The sequence below is a fragment of the Mycobacterium sp. genome, from assembly GCF_052145595.1.
GTDB lineage: Bacteria > Actinomycetota > Actinomycetes > Mycobacteriales > Mycobacteriaceae > Mycobacterium.
Map to the genome: position 1 here is coordinate 64,228 of NZ_JBKQOI010000155.1, position 10,954 is coordinate 75,181.

General features: G+C 64.2%; 13 protein-coding genes. 3 read left to right on the forward strand and 10 right to left on the reverse strand.

Annotated features, from left to right (window positions below; all coding sequences use genetic code 11):
- Positions 1–8: 8 nt before the first annotated feature.
- From ACLP4W_RS13925 to ACLP4W_RS13945, 5 genes are all read right to left on the reverse strand, one after another.
- Entirely contained in the window at positions 9–407 is a 399-nt protein-coding gene (locus ACLP4W_RS13925; RefSeq protein ID WP_442386774.1) for a Rieske (2Fe-2S) protein, read from the reverse strand.
- Between the two features lies 1 nt (position 408).
- Positions 409–1,554, reverse strand: coding sequence for an amidohydrolase family protein (locus tag ACLP4W_RS13930; RefSeq protein WP_442386775.1), 1,146 nt, complete (start codon positions 1,552–1,554; stop codon positions 409–411).
- 31 nt (positions 1,555–1,585) lie between these two features.
- A complete protein-coding gene (locus ACLP4W_RS13935) occupies positions 1,586–2,677 on the reverse strand; it encodes an amidohydrolase family protein (protein WP_442386777.1) in 1,092 nt (363 codons plus the stop codon).
- Between the two features lie 251 nt (positions 2,678–2,928).
- A complete protein-coding gene (locus ACLP4W_RS13940; RefSeq protein ID WP_442386779.1) occupies positions 2,929–3,822 on the reverse strand; it encodes an NAD(P)-dependent oxidoreductase in 894 nt (297 codons plus the stop codon).
- Positions 3,822–4,211: a carboxymuconolactone decarboxylase family protein gene (locus ACLP4W_RS13945; protein ID WP_442386781.1), complete on the reverse strand. Its 390-nt coding sequence runs from the start codon at positions 4,209–4,211 to the stop codon at positions 3,822–3,824. The genes ACLP4W_RS13940 and ACLP4W_RS13945 overlap by 1 nt, the downstream gene beginning before the upstream one ends.
- Before the next feature lie 216 nt (positions 4,212–4,427).
- Between ACLP4W_RS13945 and ACLP4W_RS13950 the strand changes: the two genes are divergently transcribed.
- From ACLP4W_RS13950 to ACLP4W_RS13960, 3 genes are all read left to right on the forward strand, one after another.
- Positions 4,428–5,045 (forward strand): nitroreductase family protein, encoded by a 618-nt coding sequence (locus ACLP4W_RS13950; protein ID WP_442386805.1) that lies wholly within the window; start codon positions 4,428–4,430, stop codon positions 5,043–5,045.
- Positions 5,046–5,163: 118 nt separating this feature from the next.
- Entirely contained in the window at positions 5,164–6,162 is a 999-nt protein-coding gene (locus tag ACLP4W_RS13955; RefSeq protein ID WP_442386807.1) for an acyl-CoA dehydrogenase family protein, read from the forward strand.
- Positions 6,146–7,321, forward strand: a complete 1,176-nt coding sequence (locus tag ACLP4W_RS13960) for an acyl-CoA dehydrogenase family protein (protein ID WP_442386783.1) — start codon at positions 6,146–6,148, stop codon at positions 7,319–7,321. Before ACLP4W_RS13955 ends, ACLP4W_RS13960 begins: the two co-directional genes overlap by 17 nt.
- Positions 7,322–7,377: 56 nt before the next feature.
- On the opposite strand, the gene ACLP4W_RS13965 is transcribed toward ACLP4W_RS13960, so the two are convergent.
- From ACLP4W_RS13965 to ACLP4W_RS13985, 5 genes are all read right to left on the reverse strand, one after another.
- Positions 7,378–7,950, reverse strand: coding sequence for a hypothetical protein (locus ACLP4W_RS13965; RefSeq protein WP_442386784.1), 573 nt, complete (start codon positions 7,948–7,950; stop codon positions 7,378–7,380).
- Positions 7,947–8,846 (reverse strand): hypothetical protein, encoded by a 900-nt coding sequence (locus ACLP4W_RS13970; protein ID WP_442386786.1) that lies wholly within the window; start codon positions 8,844–8,846, stop codon positions 7,947–7,949. Before ACLP4W_RS13970 ends, ACLP4W_RS13965 begins: the two co-directional genes overlap by 4 nt.
- 55 nt (positions 8,847–8,901) lie before the next feature.
- Entirely contained in the window at positions 8,902–9,348 is a 447-nt protein-coding gene (locus tag ACLP4W_RS13975; protein ID WP_442386787.1) for a hypothetical protein, read from the reverse strand.
- Positions 9,349–9,491: 143 nt separating this feature from the next.
- Positions 9,492–10,856, reverse strand: coding sequence for a cytochrome P450 (locus ACLP4W_RS13980; RefSeq protein ID WP_442386789.1), 1,365 nt, complete (start codon positions 10,854–10,856; stop codon positions 9,492–9,494).
- A 14-nt stretch (positions 10,857–10,870) separates the two neighbouring features.
- Positions 10,871–10,954: ferredoxin (locus ACLP4W_RS13985; protein WP_442386809.1), on the reverse strand; the 84-nt coding region annotated here is incomplete at its 5' end.

Here is a 10,954-nt window from a genome sequence, read left to right on the forward strand (position 1 = left end):
TCTCCGTCTCACGCCATTACCAGAACGTCGTTGCCGACGACCCGGACCGGGTAGGTGCGGATGCTCCACTCCGGTTTGACCGCGGTCGTGCCGGTCGCCAACTCGAAACCCCATTGATGCCAAGGGCAATGGATGTACTCGAGGTCGCGCACCATGACCGCGTCACCGGGGGCAGTCTCGTCCACGATGGTGCGTCCCCTGGCGCGCCCCGAGCACAGCGGACCGCCCTGGTGTGGGCAGTAATTCGCGATGGCGTAGAAGGTGCCGTTGACGTTATAGACACCGACGCCGTGCCGACCGATAGGTACCAGCTTGTGGCTTCCCGGCGGGATCTCGTCTACTGTCGCGACGACATGCTCGCGGCCCTGGGCGAGGCGAGGCTCGGGCCGTTTGGTGTCTTCTGCCAATTCAGAGCACCCGGACCTGACCCTCGAGGACCGGCACCGTCTCCGGGAGGTGGTAGGTCGCGATCCCGTTTTTGTACATCACCGCGTCCCGGGCCGCTTTGGGAAGGTGTTTTACCAACCAGCGCGGGTCGTCGAACGTCCAATGCGGGTAGTCCGAGGAGAAGAGCAGGATCTTGTCGCACTCCATCCATTCCAGCGCGCGGGTCAACTCGGTCTTGTCTTCCGGGTAGTCCAGCGGCTGGGTGGTGAACTTGATGTGGTCCTTGACGTACTCCGACGGCTTGCGCTTGATGCTCATCCGCGATTTGCGTGCCTCGTAGATGGCGTCCATGCGCCACATCAGCGGCAGGATCCAGGTGAACGCGTGCTCGACGAACACGATCCGCAGCGTCGGGAACCGGTCGAAGACGCCGTCGAAGATCAGGCTCATCACCTGATTGTTGGCCAGCAGCGAGTAGGTCACCATGAAGTCGTGGTTGTAGCTGGGGAAGCCCACCGGCGGCGTTGGCAATAACTCGTAATTGCTGCGTGCCAAGTGACAGCTCACGGTGATGTCATGCTTGGTGGCCGCCGCCCAGATCGGGTCGTATTTCGGGTGGCCCCATGACGGCCGCGGCTCGGCCTTGATCAGAATCTGCGCCATGTACGGGTGGCCTGCCCACTTCTCGATCTGGTGTACCGCCCCGTCGGGATCCTCGATCGCCACGCAGATCGAACCGCGCCAGCGTTGGTGCCAGTTGTTGTGGCTGTCCAGCCAGTGGTTGGCTTGCCAATCATTGAGCGCACTGCAGAATGCCTGGTTAGCGTCGGGGAGGCGCGGTGTGCGGCCGGCGGGCTCCAGGATCGCGATGTCGGAGCCCGCTCCCATGATCAGCTGCCGGAAGGCCATGTCGGGGTCGCTGCCGGGGAATTCACCATCGGGCGGGAAGGTGTCGGTGCGCATGGCGAAGGCGTGTGCGTAGTCGGGAGCGTCGTAGTAGATCAGCTCACCGACTTTGTGCTGCAGGAAGAAATTGCTGCGCCACGGCTCCGGGATGTATGGGAGGATCTCACCGCGTTTGGGCACCGGGTGGACGTCCGAGTCGACGCACCGGACGGCTATGCGTTCGGCGGCGGGAACCCGTTCCTGCATATGGGTCAGCGTCATCTCGAAACTCCTCTGTCTCCCTCGTTTACCTCTACTGTGCGCCCGAACCGACGGCGATGTCTATGCCGTACAGGTTGGCCGCGTTGCGCCAGCACAGCTTCTCGCGCTGTTCGGCGGACAGCGCCGTGGGTAGCTTGCGGATATCGCCGCACTGCCAGTGCGGATAGCTGGAGCCGAACATCACCATGTCGTCCTTGCCGGTGAAGCCGAACCACTCGCCGGCGAATTCCGCATCGGGGGGACCGTCGAGGCTGCCCTGCACGAAGTACACATGCCCGGGGAGGTAGTCGCTGGGAATCCGCGGCGCCCACGGCGTCTGTTCGAGGTGCGGCCGGCCGAACGTGTCCATCCGCCAGATGAACGGCGTCAGGAAGTCCGCGGCGCCATCGGCCCAGACGAACTTCAGGCCGGAGAAGCGCTCGAACACGCCCTCGGCGATCATGTTCATCAGGTGATACAGGTAGTTCAACGCCATGAAGCCGACGTACTGCTCGTAGGTCAGGGTATGGCCGGAAGGCGTCGGGGGAAACCCGATGCCCTCGCCCGTCTCGATGTGCACCGCCACCGGAAGGTTCGCGTCGGCGGCGGCTTCCCACAACGGCCAGAACTGGGGTTTGCCGTAGAGCTCGCGGGATTGCAGCGGGACGGCGATCTGGACCACTCGCGGGTGCGCACGCCACTTTTCGACCTCGCGCACCGCGCCGGCGATGTCATCGGGGTTCACCCGGATCGTGCCGCGAAACCGGTCGCCGAACTCGCCGGAGTCCAGCCAGCGCGACACCATCATCTCGTTGTGGGCGGCATGCAGCGCGCTGCCCAGGTGCCGGTCGGGCATGATGCCGCGCCCCATCGGATGCAGGATCGCCACGTCGACCCCGCGCTTCGAAAACAGTTCATTGGCAACTAATTCCGGATCCGAACCCGGATACTGGCGGTCCGGTCCCCGGGTGTTCGGCGCGTACTCGCCGCCCGGCGCGCCGTACCAGTCCATCTCGTAGTCGGGGAAACCGCGGCTCTTGAACGGCTCGCGCAAGAAGGCGCGCAAGTCCTTGTTGGACGGAAAGAAGATGTGCACGCTGGCGTCGATCACCGGCGTGCGTGTTCCGTCAACGTGTTCGATCACGAAAGCCACCCTTCGGCTCCGGTAGCCAAACCGAGCCCGGCCAGGTCATATGATAGATAATCTAACATTCTCTTCGATGGTCGATCAACGGCTTTTCGGTAAGCGTCGCGATTAGTCATCGGCGCTGGTAGTCGGGATATTACGGTCATTTGGGTAAGTCTCGTTCTTGAATCTGGATAATACCATTCTCAGCCCGCGTAGATAGGTGTCGCCCGCGTTGGTCGGGCTGCCGCAACGACAGGAGCGAAGGCCTAGGCGGGGGACCGGCCCACGGTCACGCCGGCGGCCTGCTCGAGCGGTTTGATCACCGTCGTGAAATCGGAATCGGCGCCTTGGTCGCGCGCGGCGGCCTCCCAGAGTCGACCGATCGCTGCGGCGACGTCGACCGGCACGCCGAGCGCTTTGGCCTCGTCGAGATACAGCCGCACATCTTTGACCATCAACCCGGTGGCAAAGCCGTAATCGAAGGTGCGCGGAAGGATCGCACGGGGGAACTTGTCGCGGCTTGCGCTCGTCGCGCCGGATCCCGCGTTGAGCACCTCGATCATCACGCCGGGATCCAGGCCGGACTTGACGCCCATCACGACGACTTCCGCGGTAGCGACCAAGACGTTGGCCGCCAGCATGTTGTTGGCTAGCTTCATCGTCTGCGCCGATCCGGGTTGCTCGCCGATGTAGAACGGCCGGCCGATCGCCTCGAGTACGGTTCTTACGACGTCGAATTCGTGGCGCGGGCCGGAAACCATGACGGCAAGCGCGCCCCTGTCGGCTCCGCTGACGCCGCCGCTGACCGGGCTGTCGATCGCCGCAATGTTGCGTTCGGCCAGCAGGCCGTGGATCTGCACCGCCGTTCCGCTACCGACGGTCGACAGGTCGACGTAGCGTTTGACCCGCGAGCCCTCGATCACGCCCGCGGCGCCGGTTGCCACCTCGAGGGACGCGGCCGGCGACGGCAAGCTGGCCATCACCGTTTCGGCACGATCGGAGACCTCTTTCGACGACGACGCGGCTTGTGCTCCGAGGGCCACGATACTTTCGAGCGCCGCGCCGCTCGTGTCGAAAGCGATGACATCGTGGTTCTCCTGAATGAGGCGGCGTGCCATGGGAAAGCCCATGTTCCCCAACCCGATAAATCCGATCCGCATCATGAGCCTCCGGCGTCGTCCAGCTCGGCGAAGACTTCGCCGGCCGTGCGGAAGCTGTCGACCGCAGCCGGCACACCGGCGTAGATGGCCACCTGCAGGAAAATCTCGCGGATCTCGTCGCGGCTGACGCCGTTGGTCAGCGCCGCCTTGACGTGCGTCCGTAATTCATTGGGCCGGTTGAGGACCGAAATCATGGCCAAATTGAGCATGCTGCGCGTCTTGAGCGCCAGCCCGTCGCGCCCCCACACCGCGCCCCAGCAGTACTCAGTAATGAGATCTTGCAAAGGCTTGGTGAAGTCGTTCGCGTTGGCCAGTGCCTGGTTGACGTATTCCGCGCCCAGCACTGCGGACCGGATTTCAAGTCCTCGCCGGTATGTTTCGCGATCCAATTGCCCTCTCCTTTCACGAGGTGTTACGACCTGATGTGCACCCAATCACAGCACTTAGCCGCAATCCTGCTCGAGCGCCGTCGGTTTCGGGACCCGCTACTGATATGAAGTTCGCAGTGCGGTACGCCGTACCCCGTGGACAACCAAGCAGCCCGCCGGAGAGGGACTAGAGAGGGACAAGCCGTGACGGGAGCAAGCAGTGACGTCTGGGAAGTCATGTCGACCGCCCGCACGATCCGGCGGTTCACCGACGAGCCGGTCGACGACGCGACCCTCGCTCGGTGCCTCGAAGCGGCCAGGTGGGCTCCGTCGGGCGCCAACGCGCAAGGCTGGCGCTTCGTCGTGCTGCGATCACCTGAGCAACGCGCCGCCGTGGCCAAGGCTGCCGCCCACGCCCTGGAAGTGATCGAGCCGGTTTACGGAATGAGCCGGCCCGCCGCCGACGACAACAGCCGCCGTGCCCGCACCTACCGCGCGACCTACGAATTGCATGATCGTGCGGGCGAATTCACTTCGGTTCTGTTCGCGCAACAGCACTACCCGACCGCATCCGAACTCCTGCTCGGGGGGTCGATCTTTCCCGCCATGCAGAACTTCCTGCTGGCCGCGCGCGCCCAAGGCCTGGGCGCATGCCTCACCAGCTGGGCTTTGTACGGCGGCGAGCAGCTGCTGCGGGAAGCCGTCGGCGTACCCGACGGCTGGATGGTTGCCGGTCACGTCGTGGTCGGCTGGCCCAAGGGCAAGCACGGGCCGGTGCGCCGTCGACCGCTCGCCGAGTTCGTGAACCTCGATCGCTGGGACGAGCCGGCCGCCGACCTGGTGGCCGCCGTATAGCCGGCACCGGCGAACGCGCTTGTCGGGTTCACGCACCTCATAACCGCTTTCCGAGATTATTACTTCCGTGGAAGAGAATGGTATTCTCGCGATGGCGGTGAGACAGGAGGCGGCCCGGATGCTGTTGGAATTCGATGCCGATCAGCGGCTGTGGCAGAGCACGGTGCGCGATGCCGTCGCCAAGCAGTGTCCGCCCTCGCTGGTGCGCAGCGTGGCCGAAGACGGGGTCGACCCCAGCCCGCTATGGAAGTCCTACGTGGACCAGGGCTGGACCGAGCTGAATGATTCGGCCAGTGCCGTCGAGCTGGCCATCGTCCTCGAAGAGTTGGGGCGCGCGACCGATCCCACCCCGTTCCTGGCCACGATGAGCCAATTTGCGCCGTTGGCCGAAGGTCGGTTCGATCCACACGAGTCGGGAACCGCCGTCTACAACGGGGTATCGGCACACCGGGACGTCGATGGCTGGGTGTTGGACGGTACGGCACGCCACGTCCTCGACGGCGATCGTGTCGACCGGTTGGCCGTCGTGACCGACGCCGGGGTGTTCGTCGTCGCGTCGAACCAGGTGTCGGCCCGGCGCTCCGCGGTGTTCGACCCCGTCCTTCATGTCGCCGACCTGTCCTTCGCCAAAGTCCGGGTTCCCGACACCGAGCGGCTGACCGTTGACGCGGAGCGTGCGCGCCACCTTGCGCTCACTGGTATGGCGATCACGATGGTCGGCGCCTGCCAACGCGTCCTCGATCTGGTCCTCGACCACGTCCGCAGCCGTCATCAATTCGGTGTACCGATCGGCTCGTTTCAGGCCGTCCAGCACAAGGCCGCCGATATGCACGTCGCGGTGGAACGTGCTCGCGCGCTGGCCTACTTCGCCGCGTTGACGATCGCGGCGGACGATCCCCGGCGCCGGCTGGCGGCCGCGATGGCCAAGGCATCGGCGGGGGAGTGCCAGTCGCTGGTATTCCGGCACGGCTTGCAGCTTTTCGGTGCGATGGGCTTCACCTGGGAGAACGACCTGCAGTTCGCGCTCAAGCGGGCCAAAGCGGGTGAGCTCCTGCTCGGCGGCGCCGCGGAGCATCGGGCACGAATCGCAGAGGAGTACCGTGCAGCTGACTTTTGATCCCGACGTCGAGGCGTTTCGGGCGGAGTTTGCGGCATTCCTTGACGAAAACCTGCCTGACGCAAGCGAAACCCTGGAGCGGCCCCGGTCGGTCTCCCACATGCCGCGGTGGGCGCGCCGTTGGCAGCGGCTGCTGTTCGACAACGGCTGGCTGCTGCCCGGTCAGCCGCCCGAATTCGGTGGCCGCAACGCGACCGTCGTTCAGCAGTTCGTCCACCTCGAGGAACTGTGCCGCCGGCGGATCTACCACAGCCTCAACCCGCAAGGCGTGAACATCGTTGCGGCGTCGCTGTTGTCGTTCGGCAGCGACGAACAAAAGCGCCGCTGGGCGGTGCCGATTCTGCGGGCCGAGATCACCGCGTCGCTCGGGATGAGCGAGCCCAGCGCCGGTTCCGATCTGGCGTCGCTGCGCACCCGTGCGGTGCTTGACGGCGATCACTTCGTCGTTAACGGGCAGAAGGTGTGGACCTCCGGGGCCCACCACGCCGACGTGTTGCTGACCTTCGTGCGGACCAACCCGGATGCGCCAAAGCACAAGGGGATCAGTGCATTAGTGATCCCGACCGACACCCCGGGCATTGTCCGCAGGCCATTCCCGTCGATCTGCTCCGACGACGACCTGGATTTCAACGAGGTGTTCTTCACCGACGTGCGGGTTCCGGCCGAAAACCTGGTCGGTGAGATCGACCAGGGATGGCGGGTGGCCAACGGATCGCTCGGGCACGAGCGCACGATGATGTGGCTGGGTTTCGCCGATCGAATGGACAACCTGATCGCCGATTTCCGTCCCACCACGGAGCTCGAGCGCGACCTGTATGCCACCACGATCATGGACAAACAGGCTCTGCGCCTGCTGGGTTCGGTGGCCTTGGCCAGGGCCGCTCGCGGCGAAGACGACGTGGCCGCGATCTCCGTGCTCAAGCTGCTCGGTTCCGAAGCCGAGCTGCGGGGGTTTGAACACGCCCTGCACAGCGCCGGAGCCGACGGTCTCATCCACCCCGGGCAGACGGGCCCGTACGCGCCGATGAACCTGGACCACTACTTCGCCAGCTGGTTTGAGCGCTACGCCCGCAGCTTTTCCGGCACCATCGCCGGCGGCACGTCGGAAATCCAGCGCAACATCATCGCCCAGCGAGTGCTCGGCTTGCCGCGCGGCTAGCGATTTACGCGACGCCGTCTCCTTAGCCGCTTTGCCGCAACGGCATTCAACGGTTTTTAGACCGGATCGAATTTGGTGATCAGCCAGTTGCCGTTGACTCGGGTCAAACTCACCAGCACGCTGCTGGAAGCCATCGCGGGGTCGGGGTTGTCCTTGCTCGTGGTGCTCTGGTCGACCAGCACCAGCACGACGGCCGAATCTGGACGTAATTCCGAGACCGCGGCCCCCAACACCCGAGCGCTGGTTTTCAGCGACTTTTGTTTGGCTGCCGGAGCCACGATCTGGTCGGTGAACTGGTTGTAGTACGACAGGAAATCACCAGAGAGGTGCGACTTGGCGGCGGCGAAGTCTTTGTCGAGCGAATCGGGCGAGTAGGACAGCAACGCGACCGTTCCGTCGGACGCCGAATTGATGACCGCGCTCGCGACGCTGGCGTCGGTCTGTTTTGCAGTCAGGTACTGCTTGAAGTACAGCCACGTCGCCGCGCCACCGGAAATCAGCAGGAGCACCACCAGAATCACCGGAACGGGTTTCACCTTGCGCCGCGCCCGTGGCTCGCTACGTCCACTGCGTTCGGTTTGTTTGGAAGAGTCGTCGGCGGCGTCGGTGCTGCGGTTGTCCTCGCTCATGGAACGAACTCCACTTTGGACATCTTGTATTGCCCACCGTCGTCTGTGACGGTCACCCGGAGTCGCCAATTGCGTGGTTCGTCTTTGGCGCCCGCGGCGTTGGTGATCCGCGATGTCGCCGCGACGAGTACCAACGCGGAATTCCCGTCCACGGATTGCACGGCCGCCGCATTCACGGTTCCTTGGGTGACCACTTTGGACTGCTCAACGACGGTAATGAAATCTTTGGCGCGCTGCTGGAAGTCGTCCCTGAACTGGCCGGTCGAGCTGTCGATCACCCGCTGGACGTCATCCTTGGCCTTATTGAAGTCCAAGGAAGTCATGTTGACGACACCTTGTCTGGCCCCCGCGACGAAGTTCGCGGCGCGCTGGTTGCGCTCGGTGATTTCATGACTTTGCCACATCATGTATCCGCCTGCCCCGACGAAGGCGCAGATCAGGACGATGACGGCCACTTTCCACGTCACGGACAACGACGGCAATCGCACGCGCCGCCAGGAGCGGGCCGGCTTGGATTCCGATTCTGCGTCTTCGGGGGTTTCGTCGGAGACGTCTTCCTCGGTCTCCGCTTCGTCGGCGTCGGTTGCTTCGACGGTGTCGGTGACGTCGTCGTCGGTCTTCGCCTCGGCGGTGTCGGTTGCGTCCTCGTCGGCGTCTCGAGATTCTTCATCGGAGGCCCCGACGGGCTCCTCCTCCTCGAGTTGTTCGTTGGCCTTCTGCTCAGCCTCGGCTGCGGCCTGCGCTTCGCGCCGGAGCCGGGCGGCACGGGCGCGGGCGCGCGCCGCGGCCGCCAGTGCTTCCGCCTCGGCGGCTTCGGCCTCGGCTTCCGCGATCAAAGCCATGGTGTCGGCTTTCGATGTGGCCGAATCTTGCGGCGGTTTCTTCGCCTCAGCCATCGTGCTTACTGCCCGTCGCTCTCATGATCGACTAACTTCTGTACGTCTCACGCGGCTACCATCGCACGAGCGAGAACGGGTAACTGTTGGTGCCCCCCGGTCCGCCTCCGCAGCCCGTGTCGAACGTTGAGTCGACCTGACCCGCCAGCGTCACCGCATCCCACGAGTAAACGTCATGCGAGGGAAAGAACTGGACCACGCAGCGCACCCCGTCGGGCACATCAACGGCCATGGTGTAGCGGCCGTTGGACAGATGAGCGTCTGCCTTAAAGGGCGCCGCTTGCCCGTTGGGTTGCGGAATCGCTTGGATGATTAGGCATTCCGGGCCTTGATCATATCTGCACGGTCGAATCGCCCAAATCCAGATGTGGCCAGGATCCCGGTTTGTGTCCAGCCTATAGTTGCCAACCTGGATGTCCGCGTGGGCGGTCGGCGTGAGAGTCAGCGCGGCCGTGGCAAGCGCAAGGCTCACTGCGAAAGTCTTCACCGATGCGTCTCCCATCTCTGCACACGCGCTTAGCCCAAATATAGGGCGCGGTCACGCTGAACAGGCCTACTCGGAAAAATTGTGGCAGTAAACGGCCCCCTTTCAGGTGCGTAGAGTGTCACCCGCAAGCGGCCGGTGCCCGTAGGGCCGCCAGCGGCTCACTCGATGACCGCGGCTTCCTTGCGCTCGGTGATCGGTCGGGCGAGTCCTTGCTCGTCACAAATGCGTTGCAGTTTGTCCAGCGTGTCGTCCAGTCCGGAACCGACCCGGTGGTCGGGGGTGAAGGTGGCCGGCAGCTTTCGCATGCCCTGGATGACGCCGATGGTCTCGTAGTGCACGGTCCCTCCCGGGTCGCACTGGTAGTCAGGCATTCGGTCGAGCACCGCGGTCAGCATGGACTTGAACACGGTGCGCGCCACGTTGGATCCGGCGCACCGGTGAACGCCCAGGCCAAAGCTGAAGTGCCGGTTGCCTTTACGGTCGAGGACGATCTCGTCCGGGTCCTTGAACACCGCGGGGTCGCGGTTGGCCATGGCCCATGAAATCCACAGCCGCTCGCCCTCCTTGAAGCGGGTGCCGTCGAGCTCCACGTCGTCGGAGAAGGTCCTGCCATCGCCGGGTGCCGGGGTGAAGTAGCGCAGGAACTCTTCGGTCGCGGGGTCGAGCAAGAATTCGCGTTGCTTGCTGAGCAGCTCTCGTTGATCGGGGTGCTCCGAGAGCCATTCCAGCGAGTGGGCGGTCAGCGCCGTCGTGGTGTCGAAGCCGCCACCGATGATCAACCCGAGGTTTCCGAGAATCTCAAGTTCGGGAGCGGGTTCGCCGTCGATCCGCATCTCGAGCAGGGCATTCACCAGGCCGGGCCGCGGATTGTTGCGGATCTCGATCATGTTGTTCACCAGGTCGAGCCCCATCTTCCGGTGCATCTCGGTGACCCGTTGGATGTCCGGCGAGTGCTCGGGGGTGTATACCGCCGCATGGGTGGGCTCGCTGTACATCTGCCAGTTTTTCAGCGGGATGCCCATCATCGCCAGCGTCAGCACGGCGGGAACGACGTTGGCCAGGTCGTCGACGAAGTCGATGCGACCCTGCTCGATCTTGTCGTCGACGCAGGCGCGGGTCACGTCGTTGACGAACGGCTCCCAGCGCTTGACCGCGGCCGGTGACAGGTAGGGGTTCAGCACGGTGCGGTAGGTGCGGTGCTCGGGTTCGTCCATCTCCAGGATGCCGCCCCGGATGCCTTTGATGCGGCTGGCCGTGGGGATCGAAATGCCTTTGTAGCCGCGGCGTTCGTTGTTGACGTCATGGTCGTTGGAGACGGCGGGGCAGCGGGCGAGTTCGAAGACCTCGTGGCTTCCGGCTGCCACCCAGTGCCCGCCGTAGGTGTCACTCCAGGCCATCGGACAGCGGGCCTGCATGTCCTCGGTGATCGACTTGAACTGCGAGCGGTACTCCGCGGAGTGCCGATCGAAGTGATACTGGTTTCGCTTACGGTCGCTCTCGCTGACGACGTCGTCGACACTCAACGTACTGTCTCCCTTTACGATTCGTCCGTGATGATGATGGCTTGTTCCGGACACGATTGAGCGGCTTCGCGAACCTTGTCCTCCTGATCGGCCGGCAC

Bases quoted from the DNA above. Each gene is read 5' to 3' on its own strand.
- ACLP4W_RS13965 (WP_442386784.1), bottom strand. From the start codon at position 7,950: ATGAGCGAGGACAACCGCAGCACCGACGCCGCCGACGACTCTTCCAAA.
- ACLP4W_RS13975 (WP_442386787.1), bottom strand. From the start codon at position 9,348: ATGGGAGACGCATCGGTGAAGACTTTCGCAGTGAGCCTTGCGCTTGCC.
- ACLP4W_RS13930 (WP_442386775.1), bottom strand. From the start codon at position 1,554: ATGACGCTGACCCATATGCAGGAACGGGTTCCCGCCGCCGAACGCATA.
- ACLP4W_RS13955 (WP_442386807.1), top strand. From the start codon at position 5,164: ATGCTGTTGGAATTCGATGCCGATCAGCGGCTGTGGCAGAGCACGGTG.
- ACLP4W_RS13950 (WP_442386805.1), top strand. From the start codon at position 4,428: ATGTCGACCGCCCGCACGATCCGGCGGTTCACCGACGAGCCGGTCGAC.
- ACLP4W_RS13970 (WP_442386786.1), bottom strand. From the start codon at position 8,846: ATGGCTGAGGCGAAGAAACCGCCGCAAGATTCGGCCACATCGAAAGCC.
- ACLP4W_RS13940 (WP_442386779.1), bottom strand. From the start codon at position 3,822: ATGCGGATCGGATTTATCGGGTTGGGGAACATGGGCTTTCCCATGGCA.